Genomic DNA, 25092 nt, shown 5'->3' on the forward strand with positions numbered 1-25092 from the left:
GGATTATCGGCTAGACTGGTGCTTTCCCCCAGCCGCCCAGCCCGCCATGCCCATGCTGCCCGCCGCCCCTCCTCGCCTGACCCTGGACCATGGCCGCGCGGCCTTTGGCGTCTATCAGGGCATCGTGCCCGATCCGGACTGGCGCGGCCTGGCGCTGACGCCTGCGCAAAAACTGACGCGGCGGCTGCACCACAAGCGCTGGCAATACGCCGCGCTGGCGCACCGCGACTTCTTCATCGGTTTCGCCATCATCGACGTCGGCTGGACCGGCGCCGCCTTCGCCTATCTGTTCGACCGCCGTCGCCGCGAAGTAATTGCCGCCGCCAGCGCCAGCGGCCTGCCGGGCCTGGGCGCCCGGGTGCAGGACAGGGTGTTCGGCGACGCGCGCTTCAAGCTGCCCGGCCATGATTTCCGCTGCCGCCGCGACGGCCATGTATTGCGGCTGGCCCTGGACAGCCGCGCGCTGCAGCTGGACGCCGAGATCGACCTCTCCGCCGCGACGCCCGTGCTGGCCGCCGTCGCGCCGGCCAACTACCTGGCCCACAGCACGCACAAGAGCGGCGGCGTGCCGGTTCGCGGCGAAGCCCGCTGCGCTGCCGGCAGCTTCGACCTGGCCGGCGCCGTGGCCTCGCTCGACTACTCCAACGGCCTCTTGGCCCGCGAAACGCAATGGCGCTGGGCCAGCGCGCACGCCATGGGGCTGGGCTTCAATCTGCAGCAAGGCTTCATGGGCGACGCGGAGAACGCGGTCTGGCTGGGCGGCAGACTCTGGCGCGTGGGCGCGGCCGCTTTCGACTACCGGGCCGACGACCCGCTCGCGCCCTGGCGCGTCAGCACGGCGGACGGCTTGGTGGACCTGACCTTCACCCCCGAGGGCGCGCGGCGCGAGGACAAGAACCTGCTGATCGCCGCCAGCCGCTACGTGCAGCCCATAGGCCGCTTCGACGGCGAACTGATCGACCCGGACAGCGGCCAGCGCCATGCGGTGCGCGATCTGGTCGGCGTCACCGAGGACCATCTGTCGCGCTGGTGAGGCGCGCCGCAGCGCGGGACGAAACATGCTGTTGCTGTTGAAATTACTGCTGGTGCCGACCCTGATCTGGCTGATCAGCCTGGCGGCGAAAAAATGGGGGCCGGGCGTGGCCGGCGCGCTGGCCGGCTTCCCGGTCATCACCGGCTCCATTCTGTTCATTCTGAGCCTGGAACATGACGCCGCTTTCGTGCGCGAGGCGTCGCTGTCGGCCGCGCTGGGCACCAGCGCCAATATCGCCTTCGGCATCTGCTATGGCTGGATGGCGCTGCGCCGGCGCTGGCCGCTATGCCTGTTGGGCGGCTTGGCCGCCTACGCCCTGGCCGTGGGCATAGGCCACTGGGTCCGGCCCAGCGGCTGGCAAAGCGCCGCCTTCGGCCTGCTCTTCCTGCCGCTGGCCGGCAGGCTGTTTCCCGCGCCGCCCGCCGCGATGGCCGCCCCGCCGCGCGACGCCGGCATGCTCCCGCGCATGCTGGCCGGCGCGGGCCTGGTGTTGGCCATCACCAGCCTGTCCGCCCGACTGGGCCCCAGCCTCAGCGGCTTGCTGGCGGTGTTTCCGGTGCTGGGCAGCGTGCTGGCGGTATTCAGCCACATCGGCTCCGGCCCCGCCGCCACGATCCGGCTGCTGCGCGGCATGGTGCGCGGTTTCTACGCCTTCGTCGCCTTTTGCATATCGCTGGCCTTGGCGCTTGGCGCGCTGCCCTCCGCCCCGGCCTTCTTCCTCGCCCTCTGCGCGGCGATGGCCGTGCAGGGCGCCGCGATGTGGCTGAGCCGCCATCGCCATTGAAACGCAAACCGCCCCGCGGCCTGGGGCGGCGGGGCGGTCTGGCCGGAGCGCGCGAGACTCAGCGCGCGCCTATGGGCAGCACGGTGCGGCCGTACTGCTCGTTCAGCACGGTGGCCATCGCCAGGTAGATGGCGCTGGCGCCGCAGACGATGCCCTCGAAGCCCGCGATCATGCCGATCAGGGCGCTGCCGGTGAAGTCGCGCGCGGCCAGCAGGAAGAACAGGACCGTCAGCGACGCGAACACGAATTGCTTGACCCGCGGATAACGCATGGTGCCGGCCAGCATGAACAAGGTGAACACGCCCCACATCAGCAAGTAACAGCCCATATAGCCTTCCGGCGTGGGGTCGGCCAGCCCGGTCTTGGGCAGCGTCAGCAACAGCACCAGGCTCAGCCAGAACAGGCCGTAAGACAGAAAAGCGGTCACGCCGAAGGTATTGCCGCGGCGATACTCCATGATGCCGGCCACGATCTGCGCCAGGCCGCCGTAACACAGGCCCATGGCCAGAATCATGGCGCTGATAGGATAGAAACCGGCGTTGTGGATATTGAGCAGGATGGTGGTCATGCCGAAGCCCATCAGCCCCAGCGGCGCCGGATTGGCCAGTTTTTCACTCACAGAACATTCCATATAAGTATGTGTTGATATTTTTAAAGAGGCGCGATTCTAGGCAGAAGCGGCTCCGCGGACAAGCGATCAGATCAAATCGTCGCAACTGAGATAAAATTGAAGCACACGCGCCGCCGCCTGCGCGCGCGGCGCCTACGGCGCGATTTTTGCCCCTCCCGCCAGCGACTGGTGGTAGCATGCCGCCCGAACTAGAGCAAAACCTCCAGAGCGAATTCCCCTCTGCGCCCGTCGGACGCACAGGAGAATCCGTCCCGATATCCGCACAGGAAGCCCTACCCATGGACCGACTGAATACCCTGCTCGAACACAACCGGGCTTTCGTGGAAAACCGCGAGTACGAGCAATTCAAGACCGACAAATTTCCCGGCAAGGGCCTGGCCATCCTGGCCTGCATGGACGCCCGTCTGGTGGAATTGCTGCCCAAGGCCATGGGCCTGAAGAACGGCGACGTCAAGCTGATCAAGAACGCTGGCGCGCTAATCACCCACCAATGGGGTTCGGTGATGCGCAGCCTGATCGTCGCGGTGTATGAGCTGCGCGCCGAGGAAATCTGCGTGGTGGCGCATCACGATTGCGGCATGCGCGCCATCGACCCGCACAAAGTGCTGAGCCACGCCCAGGAGCGCGGCGTCAGCGCAGAGACCATCGCCACGCTGCGCGGCGCCGGCATCGACCTGGACACCTGGCTCAAGGGCTTCGACAACGTGGCCGACAGCGTGCGCCACTCGGTGCAGACCATACGCAATCACCCGCTGATGCCCAAAGACATCCCGGTGCACGGCATGGTGATCCATCCCTCCACCGGCCGCCTGGAAGTCATCGTCAACGGCTACGGCGCAGAACCCACCGCTGCGGAATGACCTCTCGCATCGGCGTCTTCGGCGGCACCTTCGACCCCATCCATCATGCGCACCTGCGCATGGCGCGCGCCTTCGCCGCCGAGCTGGACCTGGACCAAGTCCGGCTGATCCCCGCCGGACAACCGTATCACCGCGGCCGCGGCCCGCTCGCCAGCCCCGGACAGCGGCTGGACATGGTCCAGCTGGCCATCGCCGGCGACGCCGCGCTCAGCGTCGATGACCGCGAAGTCCGCCGCGCCAAACCCGCCTACACCGTGGACACGCTGCGCGAACTGCGCCGCGAGCTGGGCGAAGCCGCCGAACTGTGGTTCCTGATAGGCGGCGACTCGCTGGCCGCGCTGGACAGCTGGAAAGACTGGCGCGAGCTGTTCCGCCTGGCCAACCTGGCCGTCGCCATGCGGCCCGGCTTCGATCCGAGCGATCTGCCTGCCGAAGTTTTCCGCGAATGGCGGACTCGCCAAGTCTCTGATTTTTCAAATCGAACGGCTTCCGGTACAATCCGCCCCCTGGCCCTGCCCCCGCTCGACCTGTCCGCCACCGCGCTGCGCGCGCGCCTGGCCGCCGGCGACGCGGTGGACGGCTTGATCGCGCCCGCCGTGCTGGCCTATATCCGCCAACACGGCCTATACCGGTAAGGCTGCGCCTTACCCGCTCTTTATTGGTACCTCTTGCCGGCTCCTGCGCCTGCTAAGTACCGGCACAGGAAAAGGAATCATGGAAATCCAAGAAATCAGCAAACTGGCAGTGGAAGCCCTGGAAGACGTCAAGGGCAAGGACATCATCGAGCTGGATACCAGCAATCTCACCTCGCTGTTCCAGCGCATGATCGTCGCCACCGGCGACTCCAACCGCCAGGTGAAGGCGCTGGCCAACAGCGTGCAAGTGAAACTGAAGGAAGCCGGCGTGGACATCGTCGGCAGCGAAGGCCACGAAAGCGGCGAGTGGGTGCTGGTGGACGCCGGCGACGTGGTGGTGCACGTGATGCTGCCCGCCGTGCGCGACTACTACGACATCGAGGCGCTGTGGGGCGGCCAGAAGCCCAGCTTCGCCGCGGGCCACGGCAAGCCGTGGTCTGCCGTCTAATCGGCTGACCGAATGGGCGGGCGCCAAGCCCGCCCTTTGTTTTTCTTCCCTCCCCCGCTCCCCATGAAGATCACCATACTCGCCGTCGGCACCAAGATGCCGCGCTGGGTCGACGAGGCCTATTCCGACTACGCCAAACGCTTCGGCCGCGACATCACGCTGGAACTGAAAGAAATCAAGCCGGAGAAACGCGGCGGCGGCGTCACCGCCGAGAAGGGCATCGCCGCCGAACACGAGCGGCTGATCGCCGCCATCCCGCCGCGCGCGCGGCTGGTGGTGATGGACGAACGCGGCAAAAACTGGACTTCGGTCAAGCTGGCCGAAGGCCTGAAAGACTGGATGGCCGGCGGCGACGACGTGGTCTTCATCATCGGCGGCGCCGACGGCCTGTCGCAGGAGTTGAAGCAGCGCGCCGACGTACTGCTGCAGTTATCCGCGATGACCTTGCCGCACGGCATGGTGCGCGTGATGCTGGCCGAACAGATCTACCGCGCCTACTCGATACTCAACAACCACCCGTATCACCGCGAGTAGGCCACCCTGCTTGCAGCTTGCCGTCGTCAGGCGCGTCCCGGCGCGGCGATGGCACGCCAGCGACCAATACGCAACACCAGCACCGCGGCAACCAGGCACAAGCCGCCGGAAATCATCGTCGCCACGGTATAGCTGCCCAGGCTGTTGCGCAGCATGCCGGCGCCCAGCGCGGCGAAGGCCCCACCCAGTTGGTGGCCCGCGACGATCCAGCCAAACACCACCGGCGCCTGCTCGCTGCCGAACACCCCGGTAGTCAGCTTCACCGTGGGCGGCACCGTCGCCACCCAGTCCAGGCCGTAAAACAGCGTGAACAAAGGCAGGCCATAGAAATACTCCAGCCCGAAGGCATGCGGCAGATAAAGCAGAGCCAGCCCGCGCAGGCCGTAATACACGCATAGCAGCGCTTGCGGCGCGAAGCGGTCGGACAGCCAGCCCGACAAGGTGGTGCCCACTAGGTCGAACATGCCCATCGCCGCCAGCAGGCCGGCGCCGCGTACCGGCGTCAGGCCGTAGTCGCCGCACATGGCGATGAAGTGGGTGCCGATATAGCCGTTGGTGCTGGCGCCGCACACGAAAAAGCTGGCGAACAGCAGCCAGAAGTCGCCTTAGCGGCTGGCGGTTTTCAACGCGCCGAAGGCGATAACGATGGGGTTGTGATGCATCGCGGCCGGCGGCGGCGCGTCGACCGGCTCGCCCAGCGGCCGCAAACCCAAGCTGGCCGGCCGTTCCGGCAACAACAGCCATACCAGCGGCCACACGCAGACGATGCAGCCGGCGATCAGCCATACCGCGCCGCGCCAGCCATGCTGTCCGGTCAACCAAGCCATCAGCGGCAGGAACACCAGCTGGCCGGTGGCGGAACTGGCCGTCAGCAAACCCATGGCCAAACCGCGATGCCGGACGAACCAGCGGTTCACCACCGAGGCGCCCAGCGTCATCGCCGTGGCGCCGGTGGCGCAGCCGACCATCACGCCCCACAGCAGCTGCAGCTGCCAATTGCTGCGCATCAGGCTGGACAAGGCCACGCTGCCGGCCAGCAACGCCAAGGCGCACAGCACGGTGCGCCTGAGGCCGAAACGCAGCATCGCGGCGGCGGCGAAAGGCCCCATCAGGCCGAACAAGGCCAGATTGATCGACAAAGCCAAAGAGATGGCGGCGCGGCTCCAGCCGAACTCTTGCTCCAGCGGCACCATCATCACGCTGGGCGCGGCGCGAATGGCCGCAGTGGCCAGCATCACCAGGAAAGTGACGCCGACGGCGATCCAGGCATAGTGAAACCGTCCGCCGGTCCAGTCGCGCAAACCGTTCATACGATATCCCGTTAGCGAAAAACCATTGCTCTCAGACTAGCAACAAGTCGGGCGCGACGACACGCCTGCGCCGCTTATCCACAGCCTGGCGGCGATTTTGAAACTTACCCACACTCGACCGGCTGGCGGGAGCGGATTTCGAATCCCTGCCGCTCAAAACGCTGCCCGACCGCAACAGCGCTTCGCCGTCTATCGCATCGCTGCCGCAAGCTCAGCCCGCCCTATCGTCAGGCCTTTCCGAGAAGATGGCTCTCAGGCTTTGCACCGTGGATGTCATTGCCGCGCGCTCGGCGTCCGTTAAAGCTTTTTCGCAATACACCCGGCTGAGAAACAGCATGGCATCGTTTCCATCGGGCTCATTGGCATAGCCTGGATGGGCGGAGATTTTCTCAAGCAGGCTCTGCGTAATGGGCGCGACATGAAAATGACAGCTACAGCCCCTTGAAAAGCCGAGTTTGCAAAAAATAACCTTGTAAGGACGATAGGCCCGCCGCAGCAGCGTTTCGGCTGTTTTAAGCGCGCCGCCCAATTCTTGCAATGCCGCCGCGCTCAGCTCATGCAACTCGGCGACCCGCTCCTTGGAAGAGAGGGCGGTCTCAAACTCCAAGTGCAACACCCTGATAAGGTGTTGCCATGGCCTCACATTACCAACAACTTTGCGCTGAAGAGCGCGCCTGCATCATGCAGATGGCCGCACAAGGTCAAAGCCTCCGCCAGATCGCTAGGCTGCTGCGGCGCGCGCCCAGCTCCATCAGCCGCGAGATTCGTCGTAATTCGATCAATCCCACCGCTTACGACGCCGCCGCCGCCGGTCGTCAAGCTAGGCAGCGACAGCGCCTCCCTCGGCGTTCTCGCAAGCTCCTGCCGCACAACGCCGCCTTCCTGCTGGTGGCTGAACTCCTGCGCCAAGGCTGGTCTCCGCAACAGATCCAGGGCAGACTGCGTGAACATTATCCTGAAGATCCTGCCTACCACGTGTCACACGAAACCATCTATGCCGCCATTTACGCCATGCCTCGCGGCGAGCTGCGCAAAGAACTGATTCGCTGCCTCCGCCAGGGCCAGGATGGCCGGCGCAAGCGCAGTCAAGGCGAGGATAGACGCGGCAAGCTGCCTGATATGGTCAGCATTCATGAGCGTCCGCCCGAGGCTGAAGATCGGTTGATCCCAGGCCATTGGGAGGCGGACTTGATCAAAGGGGCTGGCAATCGCTCGGCAGTGGCAACGCTGGTGGAGCGCAGCAGCCGGCTGGTGCTGTTGGCCAAAATGCCGGATGCGAGCGCGGCATCTGCGTTGGAGGCATTAACTCAGATGCTGAATCGAATACCGGAGCCCGCCTTGCGCAAAACGCTAACCTACGACCAAGGCAAAGAGATGAGCCGGCACAAAGAGCTGACGGCGCGGACCGGCATTCAAGTCTACTTCGCCGATCCGCACAGCCCCTGGCAGCGTGGCAGCAATGAAAACGCCAACGGCTTGATCCGAGAGTATTTGCCCAAGGGAACAGACTTGTCGGTTCATAGCCAGGAAGAGCTGGATGCGATAGCGCACCGGCTCAACACCCGGCCTCGCGCAGTGCTGGGTTTCAAGATGCCGATCGAGGTGTTTGCTGAACACTTGGACGCTGTGATTGAATCACGACAGGCTGTTAAACATTAACCCTGTTGCACTTGGTTCTTGAAACCGCCGAGTATTAAATAGCCTGGATAACGGGCATCTCGCCTATGGCTCGCCTCCCAATGTTCGGTCTCAAAAATCAGCAGCTCGCTCATGCCCGCTCCCTTGCTGTTGATCAAGATGCCCAAGCGCGACCCGCTCATTTCGCCGTGCGACGCCACCCTCATCCCGCCGATCCGATCCATCCGCCGCGAACACTCCGCGCATAAAGCCCAAAAACGCCTCCAGCCTAGCCGACAAGCCGCGCGACGACGGCCACAGCAGCCGCAGCGCGATGCGCTCGCCGTTTTCACTGTTCAATATGGGCCGCAGGCTGCCGTCGTCCAGCTCGCGGCGGATGGAAACATCCGGCAGGCAGGCGATGCCCTGCCCCTGCACGGCGAAATCCAGCCGCGCGTGCACACTGTTGCACACCAGCGCGCGCGGCAGATCCTCACCGACCAAGGGCCAGCTTTCCAGTTTGCCGCTATTGGGCGAGCGGTAATGGATCAGCCGATGTTGCGCCAACTGCTCGGGACGATCAGGGCGGCCATAGCGCGCCAGATAGCTCGGCGCGGCCACGATCAGCCGGCGAAACCCCGGCAGCGACAGGCTGCGCAGCTTACTGTCATCCTCCTCGCCAACCCGGATCACCGCATCGAAGCCCTCCTCGATCAGGTCGACATTGCGCTCGCTGTAATCCAGCTCCAACGCGATATCGGGGTAGCGCAGCTGGAACGCCGCCAGAGGCTCGATCAGCACGCCGCCGATAGGCGGCAGGCTGAGCCGCAATACGCCTCCCGGCAGGCGGCTGGCGCGCTCCAGCTCCGCGCGCATCGCTTCAGCCTCGGCCAGCATGCTCCGGCCGCGGCGCAATACCGTTTCTCCTTCCGCAGTCAGGGCCAGCGCGCGAGTGCTGCGCTGCAATAAGCGCATGCCCATTTCCCCTTCCAAGCGGCTGATGCGCTTACCCACCGCGGACGCGGAAACCCCCAGCAGCCTTCCCGCGCCGACAAAGCTGCCTTGCTCCGCCACCGCGATGAAAACCGATAAATCACTCAATGAAGCCAACACCGCGTCCTCCTTTCCATTGCGGGCAGTGTAGCGCCATTCATGACAAATGGCTCCGGGCAGTCTGGAGGGCTGGCCACCTGTTTCCTGCGTCATGCGGCGTTTAGGCTAGCGCATCCCATCATTGATAGGACTCGCCATGTCTTCCCCCCGCTTACTTAGCCCCGCTCTGTTGACGCTGGCCGTCGCCGCCTTTGCCATCGGCACCACCGAATTCATCATCATGGGTCTGCTGCCCATCATGGCGGGCGATCTGCACATCCCTAAGTCGCGCGCCGGCTATCTGGTATCGGCCTATGCTTTGGGCGTCGTGGCGAGTGGACCGGTATTGGCCGGTCTCATCGCCCGTTTGGAGAAAAAACGCGCGCTGATGGGCTTGATGTCGATTTTCGTCGCCGGCAATCTCGCCTGCCTGCTCGCGCCCAGCCTGATGCCTTTATTGCTGGCGCGGGTGCTGACCGCGTTTTGCCACGCCAGCTTCATCGGCACGGCCGCGGTGATGGCGGCGCGGCTGGCTCCGCCCGGCATGGCCGGGCGGGCGATGGCGCTGATGTTTTCCGGTATGACGCTGGCCAATGTGCTGGGGGTGCCGGCCGGCACGCTGATTGGTCAAGTCAGCCGCTGGCGCGCGTCCTTCGCCGCGGTGATGGCGCTCGGCATCGTCACGCTGTTGCTGATTGGCTGGCAGGTCCCGGCACAGTCCGGCAGCCCGGCAAGCGCTGCCAAACCACCGCGTTTGCCGGGCGTGGTTTGGTTCGCGCTGTTATGCAGTGTGCTCGCCGCCAGCAGCATGTTTGCCTTTTTCACCTATCTGCTGCCCGTGTTGAACCAGATCAGCGGCTTGCCGCAGGCATACGCCAGCCCGGTCTTGCTGTTGTGCGGAATGGGTTTGGTGTTGGGGGGTTGGCTGGGCGGCCGCTTGACCGACTGGAACCTGAGCCGCGGCCTGGTACTGACGTTGCTGCTGCTATGCGCCAGCCTGCTCGGCTTTTATCTGCTCGCCGAGTGGCTAGGCCTGGCCCTGCTGCTGATGGCGACATGGGGAAGCATGGCGTTTGCCTTGTGCATGTTGTTGCAGGCGCTGGTCATCCGTCTGGCGGGGCCGGCCGCCGCCCGCGCCTCCACCTTCAATGTCGGCGCCTTCAATCTGAGCAACGCGCTGGGGGCCTGGCTGGCCGGCTGGCTGCTGGATCAAGGCGGGTCGTTGGCGCGGCTCAGCCTACTCGCCGCGGCGCTGGCGGCCTTGACCTTGCTGGCTACGCTTGGAGTACTGCATGCTCGCGCCGCTCGAGGCATGCGCCTCGCCAGTGCGTAAAAAACGGGCCGCATCTGCGGCCCGTCTTGATGATGGACATCGGCTCAGGCGGCCAGCCGGGTGGCCAGCGCCCGCATGGTCTGCCAGGGCTCGCCCGGCTCCACGCCCTTGATCTGGCGGTCGATGCGCGCGCATTCGGACAAAGCGTCCATCAGTTTGCGCGGGCCGATGCGGCGCAGCGCCGGCTCCGCCAGCTTCTGCTTCTCACCCCACAGCCTCAGCTCGCGCGCCATATCCCGCGGCTGGCGGCCGTCTTTCAGGCCTTGGCGCAGCTTCAGCAGCATGCGCACATCCTCCGCCAAGGACCACAACACCAGCACCGGCGCTTCGCCCTCGGCCATCAGCCCGTCCAACATCCGCGTCAGGCGCGGCGTGTCGCCGGCCAGCCAGGATTCGGACAGCTGGAACACGTCGAAGCGCGCCACATTCGCCACCGCGGCCTGCAAGTCGGCCAGGCTCAGCTCGCCCTTGGGGTAGAGCAGCGCCAGCTTGTCCACCTCCTGGCGCGCGGCCAACAGATTGCCCTCCACCCGGTCGACGAAGAACGCCAGCGCCTCCGGCCCCAGCTGCTGGCCTTGCGCCTTCAGTCGACGGTTGATCCAGGCCGGCAGCTCGCCGCGGCTGACCGGCCGCGCCTCCACCACTTGCGCCGCCTTGTCCAGCGCGGTGAACCACTTGCTCTGCTGCTGCGCCTTGTCCAGCTTGGGCAGCGTGATCAGGGTGAGGGTGTCCTGCGGCGGCTGGGCGGCCAGGCGCTGCAAGGCCTCCGCGCCTTCCGTGCCCGGCTTGCCGCCGGGAATGCGGATTTCCAGCAGTTTCAGCGAGGCGAACAGCGACACGCTGGACATGGAGTCCGTGAGCTGCGACCAGTCGAAACCGGCCTCCACCGTCAGCACCTCGCGTTCCTGGTAGCCGGCCGCCTGCGCGGCGCGGCGCACGGCGTCGGCAGCCTCCAGCGCCAACAGGGCCTCCTCGCCATGCACCAGATACAGCGGCGCCAGGCCCTTGCCCAGCGCCGCGCTCAGCGCGTCAGGGCTGAGGGACGGCATCGGGCTTCACGCTCTGCGCGCCGGCCGGTCCGGCGGCCGGGACTTTCAGATACGCCAGACGGCGCACGATCTGCTCGGCCGCGTCGCGGCGGGCGTCAGCCCACAACAGGTCTTCCTCCTGCTGCTTGCCCAGCACCTGATTATCCGAGTAGTTCATGCTGCGGCGCACCGTCGCCGTCATGTCCGGCTCCACCGGCACGCCGTTCAACACCAGCCTGACCGTGGCGGTGTAGGTCAGCTGGTACTCGTTGATGCGGCCGCCGGTGTTGATGGTGAGAATGTCCTTGGACTGGTTCTCGCTCACCACGCTCAGCACCGCCTGCGCGCCCTTGGCCTGCTCCAGCACGGCCAGCTTGGGCTGGCGCATCAGCACGGTGCGCAGGTCAGACTCCAGGCCCTTGCCGCCCGCGTCCAGGTAAACGGTGGAGAACGGCAACGGTTTGATCGACGCGCCCAGGCCGCGCAAATGGAAGCCGCAGGCCGTGAGCAGCAAGGCGAAGACGGCCAGCAGCGCGTATCGCAGCGTATGTTTCATGGTATTTCCCCCAGGGCGGACCCGCCGCCAAGCCAAAACGGCGCGGGACAGCCATGCCGCCCCGCGCCGCGCGTCAGGATAGGATTAAACGACGATGTTCACCAGGCGGCCCGGCACCACGATGATCTTCTTGGCCGGCTTGCCTTCCATGAACTTGATCACGTTTTCGTGCGCCAGCGCGGCGGCTTCGATCGCGTCCTTGGAGGCGTCCGCGGCCACGGTCACGCTGCCGCGCAGCTTGCCCGCCACTTGCACCATCAGCTCGATCTCGCTCTTCACCAGCGCGGCTTCGTCCACGTTGGGCCAGGCCTGGGCCAGCAGCTCGGTGCCCGGCTTCAGCTCGCTCCAGATGCCGTCGCAAACGTGGGGCACGATGGGCGACAGCAGCAGCGTCACGGCTTCCAACACTTCCTGCGCCACGGCGCGACCGGTCTCGCCCGAGGTGTCGGCCTTGTCGTAGGCGTTCAAGAGCTCCATCACCGCGGCGATGGCGGTGTTGAATTGCTGGCGGCGGCCGTAGTCGTCGGCCACTTTCTGGATGGTGCTGTGCAGCTTGAAGCGCAGCTCCTTCTGGCTGGCGTTCAGCTCGCCCGCGCTGTACGGCACCACCACGCCGGCTTCGACATGTTCGCGCGCGCTCTTCCACAGACGCTTGAGGAAGCGGAACGCGCCCTCCACGCCGGCGTCGGACCATTCCAGGCTCTGCTCCGGCGGCGCGGCGAACATCATGAACAGGCGCGCGGTGTCGGCGCCGTATTTCTCGATGAACTCCTGCGGGTCCACGCCGTTGTTCTTGGACTTGGACATCTTCTCGATGCCGCCCACCACCACCGGCAGGCCGTCCGCGCGGTGCGTGGCCGCCACGATCTTGCCCTTGGCGTCGCGCGTAAGGTCCACGTCCTGCGGAGCGATCCAGTCCTTGGCGCCGTTGGGCAGGTCGCGATAGAAGGTTTCGCACACCACCATGCCCTGGGTCAGCAGGCTCTTGAACGGCTCATCCGACGACACCAGGCCTTCGTCGCGCATCAGCTTGTGGAAGAAGCGCGCGTACAAGAGGTGCAGGATGGCGTGTTCGATGCCGCCCACGTATTGGTCGACTTGCAGCCAGTAGTCGGCGGCCTTCTTGTCCACCATCGCGGTGTCGCACTTCGGGCTAGCGTAGCGGGCGTAGTACCAGCTGGACTCCACGAAGGTGTCCATGGTGTCGGTTTCGCGCTTGGCCGCGCCGCCGCACTTCGGGCAGCTGGTTTCGTAGAATTCCGGCATCTTGGCCAGCGGGCTGCCGGCGCCGTCCGGGTGCACGTTTTCCGGCAACGTCACCGGCAGGTCTTTTTCCGGCACCGGCACATCGCCGCAGCTGGCGCAGTGGATGATGGGGATCGGGCAGCCCCAGTAGCGCTGGCGGCTGATGCCCCAGTCGCGCAGGCGGTACTGGGTCTTCTTCTGGCCCTGGTTTTTGGCCTGCAGGTCGCCAATGATGGCGTCGAAGGCGGCTTGATAACCCAGGCCGTCGTACTTGCCCGAGTTGACCGTCTTCACGCTGTCATCCTTGGCGCCGTACCATTCCTGCCAGTTGGCGGCGTCGTATTCGGCGTCGCCGGACGCCAGCGTAATCACCTGCTTGATCGGCAGCTGGTATTTGTTGGCGAACTCGAAGTCGCGCTCGTCGTGCGCCGGCACGGCCATCACCGCGCCTTCGCCGTAGCCCCACAGCACATAGTTGGCCACCCATACCGGCAAGCGTTCGCCGGTCAGCGGGTGGATCACGAACAGGCCGGTCGGCATGCCCTTCTTTTCCATTTTGGCCACGTCGGCCTCGGCCACGGAGCCGGACTTGCACTCGGCGATGAAGGCCTGCAGCTCGGCATTGCCGGCCGCGGCCTGGGTGGCCAGCGGGTGTTCAGCGGCGACGGCGACATAGGTGGCGCCCATCAGCGTGTCCGGGCGGGTGGTGTAAACCTTCAGCTCGCCCGCGTGGCCGATGCTGGCCTCGTCATACGGGAACACCACGTCGGAGCCGTAGCTCTTGCCTATCCAGTTGCGCTGCATGGTTTTGACCTGCTCCGGCCAGCCGTCCAGCTGGTCCAGGTCCGCCAGCAGCTGCTCGGCGTAGTCGGTGATGCGGAAGTAGTACATCGGGATTTCGCGCTTTTCCACCAGCGCGCCGGAGCGCCAGCCGCGGCCGTCCACCACTTGCTCGTTGGCCAGCACGGTCTGGTCCACCGGGTCCCAGTTGACCACGCCGTTCTTCTTGTAGATCACGCCCTTTTCAAACAGGCGGGTGAACAGCCACTGCTCCCAGCGGTAATAGTCCGGCTTGCAGGTGGCCAGCTCGCGTTCCCAGTCCAGGGCGAAGCCCAGGCTGTCCAGCTGCGTTTTCATGTATTCGATGTTGGCGTAAGTCCACGCCGCCGGCGCGCCGCCGTTCTTCATCGCCGCGTTCTCGGCCGGCAGGCCGAAGGCGTCCCAACCCATCGGTTGCAGCACGTTGAAGCCCTGCAGGCGCTTGAAGCGGGCCAGCACGTCGGTGATGGTGTAGTTGCGCACGTGGCCCATGTGCAGCTTGCCGGACGGATACGGGAACATCGACAGCGCGTAGTACTTGGGACGCGAAGCGTCTTCAACGGCCTTGAAGGCGGCGGTTTTCAGCCATTTCTGCTGCGCGGCGGCTTCCAGCTCGCGCGGGGAGTAGTGTTCTTGCATGTCCGGAGTCTTTTATTCAGTGGAATTCGAGTCGAATGGCTCGATTATATCGACAAAAGCAGGAAAAAGGGCAGGCCGGCAAACGGACAGGATGTCCGATTTCCGTACAAAAACAAGGCGTTCACAGCAGCCGCCACAACATCTCGCAGGCCATCACCGCCATCAACACGGCAAACGCCTTTTTCAAGCGCGGCACCGGTAATCGGTGCGCGGCCCGCGCGCCCAGCGGCGCCAGCAGCACCGTCATCAGCATCAAGGCCAGCATGGCCGGCAGGTAAACAAAACCGGCGCTGCCCCAAGGCAGGCCTGCGGCATGCCAGCCGCTGATCAAATAGCCCGCCGCGCCGGAAATGGCGATGGGCCAACCCAGCGCCGCGCTGGTGCCGATGGCGGTGTGCACCGGCACATTGCACCAGGCCATGAAGGGCACGCTCATCGAGCCGCCGCCGATGCCCACCCAGCTGGAAATCATGCCGATGACGCTGCCGGCCGCGCCCTGCCCGACCCGCCCCGGCATCTCGCGCCCGGCCTTAGGCTGCTTGCCTATCAGCATCTGCGCCGCCACCGCGTAGGCATAGATCACGAAAAACCAGGCCAGCGCGCGGCCCGGAATCCAGCCCGCCAGCAAGCTGCCTGCCAAGGTGCCCAGCACCATGGCCGGCGCCATGCCGCGCACGACGCGCCAGTCCACCGCGCCCTTCTTGTGATGAGCCCGCACGCTGGAGGCGCTGGTGAACACCATCACCGCCAACGAGGTGCCCACGGCCAGATGCTGCGCGTGCTCGCCGCCCAGCCCCGCCGCAGCCAGCACCCCGCCCAGCACCGGCACGATGATCAGCCCGCCGCCCACGCCCAATAGTCCAGCCATGAAGCCGGCGACGGCGCCGCAGGCGAGCAAGGCGGCCCAAAGTTCCCACGACAACATGCTCACTCCCGCTTTATCCGATCTTCATTTCATCATGCCTGAACTCCAGCGGAAAGCCCCCACGGCATCAACGTCTTGCCCAGCGCCAAACGAGGCACAGTGCGGTCAGCACTGCCAACGTATTAGCTGGGTAGTTCCATACCGCATAAGCGCCAACGATAGCCAACGCCAGCAAACCAAGCAGAATCAGTACTGCCATGATGCGTCCCCCCTTGGCCACCTCATGCGGCGGATGCTCGAGCCGATGAAAATCCGTCTCGGGCATCGATGCTTGCTCTCCCCATGTGAGGTGGGCATGCTCGCCAGCATCAACATGGGTCAATGCAGCCGCGACCTTGGCCTGCCAGTCCTGCAACTGCCGATGCCAAGCCTCGAGCCGCTCACGCTCCGCCTCATCCAGGCTCCAATAAAGACTCGCATCATTCTTCGGGTGGGTGTAGTTATCATGCCAGGAGTCGAGCGAGTCCAGCTCACGCAGCAGCAAGTATCCGGTCGCATTGCCATCGGTGAACGGCGCCAATGGCAAACGCTGCCATTCGCCCCATCCGCCAGTATTCCCCGGCATGCGGGGGTTGCTATCGCAGACTGGCCAGGCATCTGCGCCCATGCCGCCACCCAGCTGCTCTCGAGCCTCACGTCGCCATGCACGCCAGTCAGGCTCGGCCAAGACGATCTCTTTTCCCAGCCTTCCATGGCTCCAATGGCAATCCAGCCCCGCCACCCATGCGGCGCGGCTTGATTCGTTGCCACCCATATTGATGGTGGATGCCTCCGGATAGCCGGCCCACAGTTCGTTCCCTTCAGGAAAGCGAACGACGATGCCGCCATCACAGTCAACCGGGACCGGCGTCAAGTAGCGGCCTATTTCATCCGCCAAAACAAGATGCAGCCCAAGTGCGCCGCGCCGCCGCAGCCAGAGCAGCCACTGCACGAAATCGCCGGCTATCAGTTGTCTCGATGCGGCCATGCGGAATTGCATGGCCACATCGCAGAACAAGCCATGCTGGTACCATTCCCCCATACCCAGCCGATCAGCCAGGAAGGCATTACCATAGGCGCACAGCGCCAGGCGCCTCTTGACCTCGCCCCTCATCCGCCTAGGTCCCCAGCAGATCCATCAGATAGGCCCACTCCAGCTCCGTCACCGGCGTGATGGACAGCCGGTTGCCGCGCTTGAGCACGGTCATGCCCTCCAGCGGCGGGTGCTGCCGCAGCTCGGCCGGGGACAGCAGCCGCGTCTTTTTGACGAAGCGCACGTCCACGCACTGCCAGCGCGGATTGGCCGGATCGGACTTCGGGTCGTGATAGGGGCTGGCGGGATCGAACTGGCTGGAGTCGGGGTGCGCCGGCGCCGCCACTTCCGCCAGGCCGGCGATGCCCGGCTCCGGGCAGGACGAGTGCCAAAACAGCACCGGATCGCCGGGCCGCATCTCGTCGCGCATGAAATTGCGCGCCTGGTAATTGCGCACGCCTGTCCATTCGAAAAACCGCTCGGGATGGGCCGCCAGGTGATCAATCGAGGTTTCGTCCGGTTCGGACTTCATCAGCCAGTAGCGCATGGGCAATATCTGTTAATCGCAAGGGATGAAGGGAAAAACTTGCTCAATCTTACTGGAAAGATTGGCTCGTATGCTGGTTTCGGTCAGGCGGGCAGTCGGCCCTGCCTTATGAAAGGAGAGCGAGCATGAGATGCGGGATACTGGCCGTTCTGGCGATGGCCAGCCTGAGCGGCTGCGTGGTGGAGCCACCGCGCGTGGCGCCCTTGGTGGTGCGCCCGGCCATCGTGGTGCCGGCGGCGCCGGTTTATTACTACGGCTACGGTCCGCGCCACGGTTGGCGTTAGGCGCGGTTACGCAGCCACAGCCAGCCCAGCGGCAAAGCCGCGTTGGCCAGCGCGCCTAGCCAATACAGCGCCAGAAACGGTTGCTTGCGGGTCTTGTGGCGGAAGGCGCGCTGCGCGAACCAGGCAGCAGGCCAGCCGCCCGCCAGATGCAGCCACTGCAGCCTGGCCTCCGGAATGCGCCACTGGCCGCGACTCGCCGCGCGCTTGTCCAGCCCATAGGCCAGCCAGGTAGGCAGCGCCAGCACGCCATAGGGCAGCCACCACCACCAGGACAGGCTCCCCAGCAGACAGGCCACCAGCAGGGGCAGCAGCAATAGCAGAATCATGCCCCGCCCTCCGGCAGCGGCAGGCGGCGCAAGCCGGACTCGGTCAATAGATAATCCAGCCTGACGTCCCAGGCTTCGCGCGGCACCGCGTCCACCAGCTGGCAATCGAAGGCCACGCCCACCAACAGGGGCCGCCCGCCGAGGGGGTGGCGGCGGCGAAAAGCCAAAGTGGTATCGTAAAAACCACCGCCTTGCCCCATGCGGTAACCTTCGCGGTCCACCGCCAGCAAGGGCACGAAGATCAGGTCCAGCTTCTCCGCGCGCAGCCTGTGTCCGTCGTATTCCAGGATGCGGTAGCGCGGATGCAGATACCAGCGCTCCGCCGCCCCCAACCGGGTAAACCACAGCCGGCGGCCGCGGCGCGGGATTTGCGGCAGATAGACGCCGGCGCCGCGCCACAGCGCGGCATTCAGCAATTCGGAGAGATCCAGCTCGGAACCGGCGGCCAAATAGCCGCCTATGCGCTTGCCGCGCCTCAGCAGGCGCGAGGCGTGGCGGGCGATGGCGCGGGCGGCTTCGGCGCGGACGGCCGGCGGCAAGGCCATGCGGGCGCGACGAATCTGGCGCCGCAGCGCCTGCTTGTCCAGTAGGGGAAGGATGGAGGTCATCGGAGGGGGGAGACCCCCGCGAGTGCCGTTCGGGCTAAATTCGCTTGTACCCTGTTTCCAGGAGGGGCCGCCTGCCAGACATTTCGGGCGCGTCCGATAAAGGACGCGTCACACCCATGTCTCACGCTGGCAGCCAAAAGCGAACGCATTGGTACAAAGGAATTGTGTGCCGTCACGAACACCGCAGGGGATAAACTGACCTTTGGTGCGCCAGGGCCGCGGTTAGAACAGCGGCTGCTGGCTTTGGCTCAGCGCCTGATCGGCCGCCTCGCTCATGCCGCGTATTTTACGCTGAAACGCCGCCATCTCCAAGCCCTCCCCGACTTTTGTCTTCAGCAGGTCATGCGCGATGTTCAGCGCGGCCATGATGGCGATCTTGTCGGCGTCCATCACCTTGCCGTGCTGCTGGATGGCGCCGATCTTGCCTTCCAGCAGGCGCACCGCCTCGCGCAGGGTTTCCTGTTCGCCGGCCGGGGTGCCGATGGTGAAATGGCGGCCCAACAGTTCGATGTCCATCTGGACCACGTCGCTCATTGCTCATCCTCCGGCGCGGCCGGCAGGCGCGCCACCAGCGCGGCCACCCGGCTTCGGGTTTCGTTGACGCGGAAATGCAGCTCGGCGTTTTCCTTCAGCGCCTCGGACAGCGCCTCGGCAAAACGGCCGTTCTGGGTTTCCAGCTCCCGGATGCGGGCGATCAGCGCCGCGACGCGGGATTCGAGATATTCCAGTTCATTGTCCATGGCGGCGAGCATAGCGGGCCGCTACCGGGCCGTCAAACCCAGCCGCTGCCGCGCCGTGTCCAGCCGCTCGCACAGCGCCGCCGCGCCATCCACCAGCCGCGGCCCCGGAATGCTGATGGCGTCATCGGACAGCGTGAACAAGGCGCCTTGCGCCACGGCCGGCAGCGTTTTCCAGCGCCGCCACATCGCCAGCGAGGCCTCATCCGTGGCGACGATGGCCTGTGGCTGCGCCGCCACGACCGAGGCCGTGGACACTTGCGGCGCCGGCAGCGGCAGGTCGGCGAACACATTGACGCCGCCGCAGGCGCGGATCAGCGAGTCGATATAGCTCTTGCCGCTGATGGTGAAAATGGGGGATGGGCTCAGTTGGTAAAACACGCGCACCGGGGCGCGGCCGCCATAGCGCTGCTGCAAGGCGGCCAAGCGCTGTCGATACTGCAGCGCCGCGCGCTCGGCCTCGGCCTGCGTGCCGGCCAGGCGGCCCAGCTTGTCGATTTCCAGCGCCACGTCGCCCGGCTGCAGCGGGTGGCTGATGAATACCGGCACGCCCAGTCGCTTCAGCCTTTCCAGTTCGCGCGGGGCGCCGCCGTCCTGCCACGCCACCACCAAGTCTGGCTGTTGCCGCAGCACCGCCTCCAGACTGAAGCCGGTGAAGCTGCCCACGCGCGGCAGTTGCTTGGCGGCAGCCGGATGGTCGCTGTACTCGACCGTGGCCACGACCTGCTTGCCGGCCCCGGCGGCAAACAACAGCTCGGTGGCGTGCGGGGCCAGACTGATGATGCGCCGCGCCGGCTTGGCCAGCGTCACCGTCTGTCCGGTCGCATCCTGGACGCTGATCGCCGCTTGCGCGCTTGCGGCCAGCGCCAGCCCGCACAAAACCAGCCAAAGCTTCATGCCGCGCCGCCTTTCAGGGCCAGCGGCAGGCCGCAGGCCACCAGCGTCACCCGGTCGCAGCGCGCCGCCACCAGTTGGTTGAGCCGCCCCAACTCATCGACGAAGCGGCGGGTTTCGGCATCGCCCGCCACCACGCCCCAGCCCACCTCGTTGGACACCAGCAGCGCCTCGCCTTTGAGCCGGCCCAGCACGGCCAGCAGGGCGTCGCGCTCGACGGCGAATTCGGCTTCGTCGAAGCCGTCGGCGCCGAAGAAGCGCATCAGCCACATGCCCAGACAATCGACCACCAGCAACCCGCCCGAATGGTCATGCGCGGCCATGGCGGCGGCCAATCCGCGTCCGGCCTCGGCCAGCCCCCAGTGCTTGGGACGCTGGGCGCGGTGCCTATCGACGCGACGGGCGAACTCGGCGTCGCGCACCTCGGCGGTGGCCATGTAACACACGGCGCCGCCATGCTGGCGGGCCAGGTCTTCCGCATGCCGGCTCTTGCCGCTGCGGGCGCCGCCGGTGATCAAATGGGGCATGAATGCTCTCCCGCTTTACTGCTGGTAACGCACGCCCAAGAAGGCGCCCAGGCCGCCGGTATTATAGCCCTGGGCGGTTTGGTACTCGCGGTCGAACAGGTTGTCGACACGGGCGGTGGCCGTCCAGTTCTTGGCGAAGCGATAGTTGGCATACGCGTTGCTCACGCCGTAGCCGTGCAGATTGACGTTGTAAAGGTTGTCGTAGCGGACCGAGACAATTTGCTGTTCGATGCCGGCCGTCCAGCGCCCCCAGTCGCGGCTGGCGGTGAAGTTGGCGCTCTGGCGCGGCCGGAAGGCCAGCCACTGTCCGGTCTTGTCGTCGCGCGCGTCCAGCAGGGTGAGATTGGCGGCCAGATCGACTTCCGCCAGCCGGGTCTGGCCTTCCACGGTCAGACCGCGAATGGTGGCGCGATTGACATTGAACATGGTGCCCACGCCATTGCCCAGCAGGCCGTAGGAAATCAGATTGCTGACCCGGTTGCGGAAGCCGGTCAGACGGAACAGGCGGCCCTGGCTGCGGTATTCCAGGCCGAGTTCGCCATTGATCGAGTTCTCAGGCTGCAGCTTGGGGTTGCCCTGATAAAAACCATCGAACGGGTAATACAGGTCATTAAAGGTAGGCGCCTTGTACGCCGTGCCGTAACCCGCCCGCGCCAGCCAGCCGTCGGCGAAACGGTAACCGTAATCAACCTTGCCCGTGGTCTTGCCGCCAAACTGGTCGTCGTGATCGCGCCGCACGCTGGCCTGAAACAGGTTGGCGCCCCGCTCCAGCTGATAAGTGACAAAGCCGGCATTCTGGCTGCGCGTGGCCTTAGTGAAGACGCTGGTGCTGTCCACTTTCTGCTCATTGTGGCTCGCGCCCAGCGCGAATACGCCCCAGGCGGTGTTCAGATCGTTCTGCCAGCTCCATTCGTTCTGCGTGGTCTGATACAGGCTGTCGCGCCGTCCGCCCGAGGCGTCGCTGAAGGTTTCCTGCTTGTCCTGGCTATGGCTGTAGCGCAGCGTGCTGGTCCAAATATCGGTGATGCGGTTGCGCGACTCCAGGCTTTGCCCGGTGAGGCGGCTGTCGGTCCAGTCCTGGCCGATGGCATGCTGGTCGAAATCGGCGCGGGCAAAGTTCTGGAACAGCCGCAGCGTCAACTCATGGCCCGGCGCCAGCGTCTGCGTCACATTGGCGGTGTAGCTGTCGCGGCGATAGCCATCGTTGTCGGGATTGTACGCGTACAGATTCTTGGAGTTGGTGGCCGAGAAGCCGCTGGATTGCCCGTGGCTCAACTGCACGCTGTAAGCGGTGTCGCCGCTCTTGCCTGCCACGCCGGCGGTCAATTTCCCGGTGTTGCGGCTACCCGCTTCCACGCTGGCATTAAAGCGCGGCGCGCCCGTGCCCTTGCGGGTGAGGATCTGGATCACGCCGCCGATGGCGTCGGCGCCGTACAGGCTGGAGGCCGGGCCACGCAGGATCTCGATGCGCTCCACCTGATCCAGCGGAATATTTTGCAACGCCGTGGTGCCCGTCGTCGCCGACGAGATGCGCACGCCGTCCACCAGCACCACGGTGTGGTTGGCATTGGTGCCGCGCAGGAACACGCTGCTGTTGGCGCCTGGGCCGCCATTGCCGGTGACCATGATCGCCGCCTGGCGCGACAGCACCTGCTGCATGGTTTGCGCGCCGCTTTGTTCGATTTCGTCGCGGGTGATCACGGTGGCGTCGGCCAGGGTCTTGGACAGCGGTTGGGCGATGCGGCTCGCCGTCACGATCACGGGATCGCCGGCAAATTCCGGCTCGTTGGCGGCGTGAGCCGCGGCAATGCAGGCCAGCGCCACGGCAAGGGCGCAGGTTTGAGGCTTGAACATGAAACACACTCCAAGGATGGATGGCTTCCCCGCCAAGGGATATCGTCAGAGTGCGAAGAGGGCTGTGGAACGGGACGCGGCAAGCCGAAACGTCTGTCGGATCGCCTCCCCGCGATACTCCAGTCAACGCCCGGCTTCCGGCCGGGCTTGCAGGCCGGTCTCCGGGCTGGGCCATGCCGGCGACGCGCCTTCCCGTCCCATTGGACAGTGACATCTTGCGTCGCCTGGGCGCGCTTCGCGCCAGGCCTTACCGTTGCGGGGGCAGCGCCGGTTTCTCACCGGCTTCCCGTTTCATCCGCGCGCCTTGCGGCGGGCTGCGGACACCTGCAGGCGGCGATTATAACCCGCCAGGCTTTTGGCGGCACTCGCCACGCAGTAATATGCTTAGAGTCCGCTGATAGCGCACATGCTATCGCTACCGCTTAATCCTCCCTTCGCAGCAGGCCAGACCATGAACAGCAGCCAACCCCTGGATCTTTCCGCCCGTGACGCCGCCCGCGCCCGCCAGGCCACGCTAACCAAACCGCCCGGCAGCCTGGGCCTGCTGGAAGAGCTGGCCTGCCGCTTCGCCGCCTGGCAAGGACGCCCCCAGCCGGCGCCGCTGCGGCCCGCCATCACCGTGTTCGCCGGCGATCATGGCGTCACCGCCGAGGGCGTATCGGCTTTCCCGTCCGCCGTCACCACCGAGATGGTGCGCAACTTCGCCAACGGCGGCGCCGCCATCTGCGTGCTGGCGCGCGCGCTGGACGCGCGGCTGGAAGTGGTGGACGTGGGCGTGGCCGGCGACGTGTCGGCCCTGCCCATCGTCCACGCCAAGGTCCGCGCCGGCAGCCGCAACCTGGCCAAGGAATCGGCCATGAGCACGCTGGAGGTGGAGGCCGCGCTGGAAGCCGGCCGCGCCGCCGCCCGCCGCGCGGTGGAGACCGGTGCCAATCTATTGATCGCCGGCGACATGGGCATAGGCAACACCACGGCTTCGGCCGCGCTGATTTGCCGCCTAACCGGCGCGGCGCCGGAATTGGTGGTGGGCCGCGGCACCGGCATCGACGACGCCGGCCTGGCCAACAAGCTGCGCGTGGTGAAGACCGCGCTGGCGCGGGTGGCCTGGGAAAACCTCAGCGGCCTGGACACCCTGGCCGAGTTGGGCGGGCTGGAAATCGCCGCCATCGCCGGCTTCTATCTGGAAGGCGCGCGCCTGGGCGTGCCCTCGCTGGTGGACGGCTTCATCGCCAGCGCCGCCGCGCTGTGCGCCAAGTCGCTGGAGCCCTCGCTGCACGATTGGCTGTTGGCCAGCCACCGTTCGGCGGAATCTGGACATGCGCTGGCGCTAACCGCGCTGCAGCTGCAGCCGCTGGTGGACCTGGGCATGCGCCTGGGCGAGGGTTCCGGCGCCGCCGTCTGCGTGCCGCTGCTGCAGATGGCAGTGAAGCTGCACCAGGAGATGGCCACCTTCGCCGAGGCCGGCATCAGCGGCAAGTCGGCATGAACCCGTACACGCTGACCCTGCTGCGCCACGGCGACATCGAGCACGATGGCCGGCTGATCGGCCTGACCGACCTGCCGCTGACCGAGCGGGGCCAGCGGCAGCTGGCCGCCAGCTGGGGCCGCCTCAGCAGCCTGGCGCCGGTCACCGCCATCGCCAGCTCGCCCCTGCAGCGCTGCCGCGAGTTCGCGGTCAAGCATGCGCTGGACGGCTCCCTGACGCTGAAAGTGGACCCGCGCTTCGCCGAGATGGACTTTGGGGACTGGGACGGCCAGCCAGTGGCCGAGCTGGAGCAAGCCCACCCCGGCTGGGGGGGAGCGCTGGCGGAAGGCAGGCTGAGCCCGCCCGGCGGGGAGAGCTTCGAGCAATTCCGCACCCGCGTGCTGGGCGGCCTGGCCGAGTGGATGACCGAGGCGCGCGGCAGCCACCGCCTGCTGGTGACCCACGGCGGCGTCATCACCGTGCTGATGGCGGAGCTGTTGGGCACCGAGTTCTCGGTGGCCAAACTGATGACGGTGCAGCGCGGCGGCTTCGCCCAGTTGTCCATGCTGGAAGGCCACCCGGCCTACCTGCTGCGGCTGGAGTCGCCATGCGGGGATTGATCCTGGCGGTGCAGTTCCTGACCCGCCTGCCCACGCCGCAGCTGGCGGAATTCAAGCCGGAATGGCTGGCCGCCAGCGCGCGCTGGTTTCCCGCTGTCGGCCTCATCGTCGGCGCGCTGCTGCTGGCGGCGTTGCGGCTGGGCGGCGGCGTCGATCCCTGGCTGGCGGCGCTGCTGGCCCTGTTGGCCTGGGTGGGCGTCACCGGCGGCCTGCACCTGGATGGCCTGGCGGACCTGTCCGATGCGCTGGGCGCCGCCCACCGCTCGCGCGAACGCTTCTTCGAAGTATTGAAAGACCCGCACCTGGGCAGCTTTGGCGTCCTCTCCCTGATTCTGGCCGTCGTCGCCAAGCTGGTCCTGCTGATGTTGCTGGCAAGACAAGGCGGCAGCGCGTGGGGGCTGCTGCTGGTCCCGGCCTGGGCGCGCGGCTTCGCCGTGGCCTGGTCCGCCACGCTGCCGGCCATCGCGCCGGGCAGCGGCGAGCGTTTCGCCTGGCAACGCGACTGGACCGGCATGAGCCTGAACCTGGCGGTCTTGCTGGCCTTGTCCGCCTGGCTGGCGCCGGCCTTGCTGCTGGCGCCGCTGGCCGGCCTGGGTTGGCGGCGATTCCTGCGGCGACGCCTGGGCGGCATGACCGGCGACTGCCTGGGCGCGGGCGTGGAGATTTGCGAGATCGCGATGCTGGGCTTGCTGCTGATTCTGCCCGCTCAGCTTCCCGCGCTCTGACGGA

General features: G+C 66.1%; 30 protein-coding genes, 1 other RNA gene and 1 riboswitch. Of the genes, 12 read left to right on the forward strand and 19 right to left on the reverse strand.

The window, feature by feature from the left end:
• The first annotated feature begins 46 nt into the window (after nt 1-46).
• Nucleotides 47-1033: a DUF2804 domain-containing protein gene (locus FYK34_RS16035; protein ID WP_149298129.1), complete on the forward strand. Its 987-nt coding sequence runs from the start codon at nt 47-49 to the stop codon at nt 1031-1033.
• Nucleotides 1034-1058: 25 nt separating this feature from the next.
• Nucleotides 1059-1817 carry a hypothetical protein gene (locus tag FYK34_RS16040; RefSeq protein WP_149298131.1) on the forward strand — a complete coding sequence of 253 codons (759 nt, stop codon included), beginning with the start codon at nt 1059-1061 and terminating at the stop codon, nt 1815-1817.
• 58 nt (nt 1818-1875) lie between these two features.
• Here the strand turns inward: FYK34_RS16040 and FYK34_RS16045 are convergent, their stop codons facing one another.
• Nucleotides 1876-2436 carry an acetate uptake transporter gene (locus FYK34_RS16045; protein ID WP_149298133.1) on the reverse strand — a complete coding sequence of 187 codons (561 nt, stop codon included), beginning with the start codon at nt 2434-2436 and terminating at the stop codon, nt 1876-1878.
• Nucleotides 2437-2726: 290 nt separating this feature from the next.
• Between FYK34_RS16045 and FYK34_RS16050 the strand changes: the two genes are divergently transcribed.
• The 4 genes from FYK34_RS16050 (at nt 2727) to rlmH (ending at nt 4925) form a co-directional block, all read left to right on the forward strand.
• Nucleotides 2727-3308: a beta-class carbonic anhydrase gene (locus FYK34_RS16050; protein ID WP_149298135.1), complete on the forward strand. Its 582-nt coding sequence runs from the start codon at nt 2727-2729 to the stop codon at nt 3306-3308.
• Complete coding sequence (gene nadD / locus FYK34_RS16055; RefSeq protein ID WP_149298137.1) at nt 3305-3943, forward strand: nicotinate-nucleotide adenylyltransferase; 639 nt, start codon at nt 3305-3307, stop codon at nt 3941-3943. The genes FYK34_RS16050 and nadD overlap by 4 nt, the downstream gene beginning before the upstream one ends.
• 79 nt (nt 3944-4022) lie before the next feature.
• Nucleotides 4023-4391: a ribosome silencing factor gene (gene rsfS, locus FYK34_RS16060; protein ID WP_149298139.1), complete on the forward strand. Its 369-nt coding sequence runs from the start codon at nt 4023-4025 to the stop codon at nt 4389-4391.
• A gap of 63 nt (nt 4392-4454) precedes the next feature.
• Nucleotides 4455-4925, forward strand: a complete 471-nt coding sequence (gene rlmH, locus FYK34_RS16065) for a 23S rRNA (pseudouridine(1915)-N(3))-methyltransferase RlmH (protein WP_149298141.1) — start codon at nt 4455-4457, stop codon at nt 4923-4925.
• A gap of 26 nt (nt 4926-4951) precedes the next feature.
• Here rlmH and FYK34_RS20960 read toward each other — a convergent pair whose 3' ends face one another.
• From FYK34_RS20960 to FYK34_RS16075, 3 genes are all read right to left on the reverse strand, one after another.
• A complete protein-coding gene (locus FYK34_RS20960) occupies nt 4952-5497 on the reverse strand; it encodes an MFS transporter (protein WP_231137291.1) in 546 nt (181 codons plus the stop codon).
• Between the two features lie 33 nt (nt 5498-5530).
• Nucleotides 5531-6235, reverse strand: a complete 705-nt coding sequence (locus FYK34_RS20965) for an MFS transporter (protein WP_231137292.1) — start codon at nt 6233-6235, stop codon at nt 5531-5533.
• 211 nt (nt 6236-6446) lie between these two features.
• Nucleotides 6447-6842: a hypothetical protein gene (locus tag FYK34_RS16075; protein WP_174774528.1), complete on the reverse strand. Its 396-nt coding sequence runs from the start codon at nt 6840-6842 to the stop codon at nt 6447-6449.
• Nucleotides 6843-6868: 26 nt separating this feature from the next.
• On the opposite strand from FYK34_RS16075, the gene FYK34_RS16080 reads away from it, so the two are divergent.
• Nucleotides 6869-7894 (forward strand): IS30 family transposase, encoded by a 1026-nt coding sequence (locus tag FYK34_RS16080; protein ID WP_149297409.1) that lies wholly within the window; start codon nt 6869-6871, stop codon nt 7892-7894.
• A 90-nt stretch (nt 7895-7984) separates the two neighbouring features.
• Here FYK34_RS16080 and FYK34_RS16085 read toward each other — a convergent pair whose 3' ends face one another.
• Nucleotides 7985-8962, reverse strand: a complete 978-nt coding sequence (locus FYK34_RS16085; RefSeq protein ID WP_149298143.1) for a LysR family transcriptional regulator — start codon at nt 8960-8962, stop codon at nt 7985-7987.
• A gap of 139 nt (nt 8963-9101) precedes the next feature.
• Between FYK34_RS16085 and FYK34_RS16090 the strand changes: the two genes are divergently transcribed.
• On the forward strand, nt 9102-10277 hold the full coding sequence (locus FYK34_RS16090) for an MFS transporter (protein WP_149298145.1): 1176 nt from the start codon (nt 9102-9104) through the stop codon (nt 10275-10277).
• 44 nt (nt 10278-10321) lie between these two features.
• Here the strand turns inward: FYK34_RS16090 and holA are convergent, their stop codons facing one another.
• The 6 genes from holA to FYK34_RS16120 form a co-directional block, all read right to left on the reverse strand.
• Nucleotides 10322-11326: a DNA polymerase III subunit delta gene (gene holA, locus FYK34_RS16095; protein WP_149298147.1), complete on the reverse strand. Its 1005-nt coding sequence runs from the start codon at nt 11324-11326 to the stop codon at nt 10322-10324.
• Complete coding sequence (locus tag FYK34_RS16100; RefSeq protein WP_149298149.1) at nt 11307-11861, reverse strand: LPS-assembly lipoprotein LptE; 555 nt, start codon at nt 11859-11861, stop codon at nt 11307-11309. Before FYK34_RS16100 ends, holA begins: the two co-directional genes overlap by 20 nt.
• A gap of 84 nt (nt 11862-11945) precedes the next feature.
• The gene (gene leuS, locus FYK34_RS16105; protein ID WP_149298151.1) at nt 11946-14564 is read right to left on the reverse strand and encodes a leucine--tRNA ligase; all 2619 of its coding nucleotides are present in this window, start codon (nt 14562-14564) and stop codon (nt 11946-11948) included.
• A 121-nt stretch (nt 14565-14685) separates the two neighbouring features.
• Nucleotides 14686-15489 (reverse strand): sulfite exporter TauE/SafE family protein, encoded by an 804-nt coding sequence (locus FYK34_RS16110; protein WP_149298153.1) that lies wholly within the window; start codon nt 15487-15489, stop codon nt 14686-14688.
• Nucleotides 15490-15556: 67 nt separating this feature from the next.
• On the reverse strand, nt 15557-16582 hold the full coding sequence (locus FYK34_RS16115) for a hypothetical protein (RefSeq protein ID WP_149298155.1): 1026 nt from the start codon (nt 16580-16582) through the stop codon (nt 15557-15559).
• A gap of 4 nt (nt 16583-16586) precedes the next feature.
• Entirely contained in the window at nt 16587-17048 is a 462-nt protein-coding gene (locus FYK34_RS16120; RefSeq protein ID WP_149298157.1) for an EVE domain-containing protein, read from the reverse strand.
• Between the two features lie 125 nt (nt 17049-17173).
• On the opposite strand from FYK34_RS16120, the gene FYK34_RS20545 reads away from it, so the two are divergent.
• Nucleotides 17174-17332: a hypothetical protein gene (locus FYK34_RS20545; RefSeq protein ID WP_168209772.1), complete on the forward strand. Its 159-nt coding sequence runs from the start codon at nt 17174-17176 to the stop codon at nt 17330-17332.
• Here FYK34_RS20545 and FYK34_RS16125 read toward each other — a convergent pair.
• From FYK34_RS16125 to FYK34_RS16160, 8 genes are all read right to left on the reverse strand, one after another.
• On the reverse strand, nt 17329-17658 hold the full coding sequence (locus FYK34_RS16125; RefSeq protein WP_149298160.1) for a DUF1294 domain-containing protein: 330 nt from the start codon (nt 17656-17658) through the stop codon (nt 17329-17331). The genes FYK34_RS20545 and FYK34_RS16125 overlap by 4 nt on opposite strands.
• On the reverse strand, nt 17655-18266 hold the full coding sequence (locus FYK34_RS16130) for a 5-formyltetrahydrofolate cyclo-ligase (protein WP_149298162.1): 612 nt from the start codon (nt 18264-18266) through the stop codon (nt 17655-17657). Before FYK34_RS16130 ends, FYK34_RS16125 begins: the two co-directional genes overlap by 4 nt.
• Before the next feature lie 9 nt (nt 18267-18275).
• A non-coding RNA gene (gene ssrS / locus FYK34_RS16135) (6S RNA) lies at nt 18276-18459 on the reverse strand.
• A 29-nt stretch (nt 18460-18488) separates the two neighbouring features.
• Nucleotides 18489-18800 carry a cell division protein ZapA gene (locus tag FYK34_RS16140; RefSeq protein WP_149298164.1) on the reverse strand — a complete coding sequence of 104 codons (312 nt, stop codon included), beginning with the start codon at nt 18798-18800 and terminating at the stop codon, nt 18489-18491.
• Entirely contained in the window at nt 18797-19006 is a 210-nt protein-coding gene (locus tag FYK34_RS16145; protein WP_149298166.1) for a hypothetical protein, read from the reverse strand. Before FYK34_RS16145 ends, FYK34_RS16140 begins: the two co-directional genes overlap by 4 nt.
• 21 nt (nt 19007-19027) lie before the next feature.
• Nucleotides 19028-19900 (reverse strand): cobalamin-binding protein, encoded by an 873-nt coding sequence (locus FYK34_RS16150; RefSeq protein WP_149298168.1) that lies wholly within the window; start codon nt 19898-19900, stop codon nt 19028-19030.
• A complete protein-coding gene (cobU, locus tag FYK34_RS16155) occupies nt 19897-20424 on the reverse strand; it encodes a bifunctional adenosylcobinamide kinase/adenosylcobinamide-phosphate guanylyltransferase (RefSeq protein ID WP_149298170.1) in 528 nt (175 codons plus the stop codon). The genes FYK34_RS16150 and cobU overlap by 4 nt, the downstream gene beginning before the upstream one ends.
• Nucleotides 20425-20439: 15 nt before the next feature.
• Complete coding sequence (locus FYK34_RS16160) at nt 20440-22278, reverse strand: TonB-dependent receptor domain-containing protein (RefSeq protein ID WP_149298172.1); 1839 nt, start codon at nt 22276-22278, stop codon at nt 20440-20442.
• Nucleotides 22279-22413: 135 nt separating this feature from the next.
• A riboswitch (cobalamin riboswitch) is annotated at nt 22414-22621 on the reverse strand.
• 108 nt (nt 22622-22729) lie between these two features.
• Between FYK34_RS16160 and cobT the strand changes: the two genes are divergently transcribed.
• Genes cobT through cobS form a run of 3 tightly spaced genes read left to right on the forward strand, consistent with a single transcriptional unit; the run spans nt 22730 to nt 25088 of the window.
• Nucleotides 22730-23764: a nicotinate-nucleotide--dimethylbenzimidazole phosphoribosyltransferase gene (cobT, locus tag FYK34_RS16165; RefSeq protein WP_149298175.1), complete on the forward strand. Its 1035-nt coding sequence runs from the start codon at nt 22730-22732 to the stop codon at nt 23762-23764.
• On the forward strand, nt 23761-24363 hold the full coding sequence (locus FYK34_RS16170) for a histidine phosphatase family protein (RefSeq protein ID WP_149298177.1): 603 nt from the start codon (nt 23761-23763) through the stop codon (nt 24361-24363). Before cobT ends, FYK34_RS16170 begins: the two co-directional genes overlap by 4 nt.
• Nucleotides 24351-25088, forward strand: coding sequence for an adenosylcobinamide-GDP ribazoletransferase (cobS, locus tag FYK34_RS16175; RefSeq protein WP_149298179.1), 738 nt, complete (start codon nt 24351-24353; stop codon nt 25086-25088). Before FYK34_RS16170 ends, cobS begins: the two co-directional genes overlap by 13 nt.
• The last annotated feature ends 4 nt before the right edge of the window (nt 25089-25092 follow it).

This window comes from Chromobacterium paludis, from assembly GCF_008275125.1.
Lineage (GTDB): Bacteria > Pseudomonadota > Gammaproteobacteria > Burkholderiales > Chromobacteriaceae > Chromobacterium > Chromobacterium paludis.

What these genes read in the sequence shown, in the direction of transcription:
- FYK34_RS16160 (WP_149298172.1), bottom strand. Translation starts at nt 22,278, where the DNA reads ATGTTCAAGCCTCAAACCTGCGCCCTTGCCGTGGCGCTGGCCTGCATT.
- FYK34_RS20545 (WP_168209772.1), top strand. Translation starts at nt 17,174, where the DNA reads ATGAGATGCGGGATACTGGCCGTTCTGGCGATGGCCAGCCTGAGCGGC.
- FYK34_RS16125 (WP_149298160.1), bottom strand. Translation starts at nt 17,658, where the DNA reads ATGATTCTGCTATTGCTGCTGCCCCTGCTGGTGGCCTGTCTGCTGGGG.
- FYK34_RS16040 (WP_149298131.1), top strand. Translation starts at nt 1,059, where the DNA reads ATGCTGTTGCTGTTGAAATTACTGCTGGTGCCGACCCTGATCTGGCTG.
- rsfS (WP_149298139.1), top strand. Translation starts at nt 4,023, where the DNA reads ATGGAAATCCAAGAAATCAGCAAACTGGCAGTGGAAGCCCTGGAAGAC.
- holA (WP_149298147.1), bottom strand. Translation starts at nt 11,326, where the DNA reads ATGCCGTCCCTCAGCCCTGACGCGCTGAGCGCGGCGCTGGGCAAGGGC.
- cobT (WP_149298175.1), top strand. Translation starts at nt 22,730, where the DNA reads ATGAACAGCAGCCAACCCCTGGATCTTTCCGCCCGTGACGCCGCCCGC.
- FYK34_RS16090 (WP_149298145.1), top strand. Translation starts at nt 9,102, where the DNA reads ATGTCTTCCCCCCGCTTACTTAGCCCCGCTCTGTTGACGCTGGCCGTC.
- FYK34_RS16115 (WP_149298155.1), bottom strand. Translation starts at nt 16,582, where the DNA reads ATGAGGGGCGAGGTCAAGAGGCGCCTGGCGCTGTGCGCCTATGGTAAT.
- FYK34_RS16035 (WP_149298129.1), top strand. Translation starts at nt 47, where the DNA reads ATGCCCATGCTGCCCGCCGCCCCTCCTCGCCTGACCCTGGACCATGGC.
- rlmH (WP_149298141.1), top strand. Translation starts at nt 4,455, where the DNA reads ATGAAGATCACCATACTCGCCGTCGGCACCAAGATGCCGCGCTGGGTC.
- FYK34_RS16170 (WP_149298177.1), top strand. Translation starts at nt 23,761, where the DNA reads ATGAACCCGTACACGCTGACCCTGCTGCGCCACGGCGACATCGAGCAC.
- FYK34_RS16110 (WP_149298153.1), bottom strand. Translation starts at nt 15,489, where the DNA reads ATGTTGTCGTGGGAACTTTGGGCCGCCTTGCTCGCCTGCGGCGCCGTC.
- leuS (WP_149298151.1), bottom strand. Translation starts at nt 14,564, where the DNA reads ATGCAAGAACACTACTCCCCGCGCGAGCTGGAAGCCGCCGCGCAGCAG.
- cobU (WP_149298170.1), bottom strand. Translation starts at nt 20,424, where the DNA reads ATGCCCCATTTGATCACCGGCGGCGCCCGCAGCGGCAAGAGCCGGCAT.
- FYK34_RS16145 (WP_149298166.1), bottom strand. Translation starts at nt 19,006, where the DNA reads ATGGACAATGAACTGGAATATCTCGAATCCCGCGTCGCGGCGCTGATC.
- cobS (WP_149298179.1), top strand. Translation starts at nt 24,351, where the DNA reads ATGCGGGGATTGATCCTGGCGGTGCAGTTCCTGACCCGCCTGCCCACG.
- FYK34_RS16080 (WP_149297409.1), top strand. Translation starts at nt 6,869, where the DNA reads ATGGCCTCACATTACCAACAACTTTGCGCTGAAGAGCGCGCCTGCATC.
- FYK34_RS16150 (WP_149298168.1), bottom strand. Translation starts at nt 19,900, where the DNA reads ATGAAGCTTTGGCTGGTTTTGTGCGGGCTGGCGCTGGCCGCAAGCGCG.
- nadD (WP_149298137.1), top strand. Translation starts at nt 3,305, where the DNA reads ATGACCTCTCGCATCGGCGTCTTCGGCGGCACCTTCGACCCCATCCAT.
- FYK34_RS16100 (WP_149298149.1), bottom strand. Translation starts at nt 11,861, where the DNA reads ATGAAACATACGCTGCGATACGCGCTGCTGGCCGTCTTCGCCTTGCTG.
- FYK34_RS16140 (WP_149298164.1), bottom strand. Translation starts at nt 18,800, where the DNA reads ATGAGCGACGTGGTCCAGATGGACATCGAACTGTTGGGCCGCCATTTC.
- FYK34_RS20965 (WP_231137292.1), bottom strand. Translation starts at nt 6,235, where the DNA reads ATGAACGGTTTGCGCGACTGGACCGGCGGACGGTTTCACTATGCCTGG.
- FYK34_RS16050 (WP_149298135.1), top strand. Translation starts at nt 2,727, where the DNA reads ATGGACCGACTGAATACCCTGCTCGAACACAACCGGGCTTTCGTGGAA.
- FYK34_RS16120 (WP_149298157.1), bottom strand. Translation starts at nt 17,048, where the DNA reads ATGCGCTACTGGCTGATGAAGTCCGAACCGGACGAAACCTCGATTGAT.
- FYK34_RS16130 (WP_149298162.1), bottom strand. Translation starts at nt 18,266, where the DNA reads ATGACCTCCATCCTTCCCCTACTGGACAAGCAGGCGCTGCGGCGCCAG.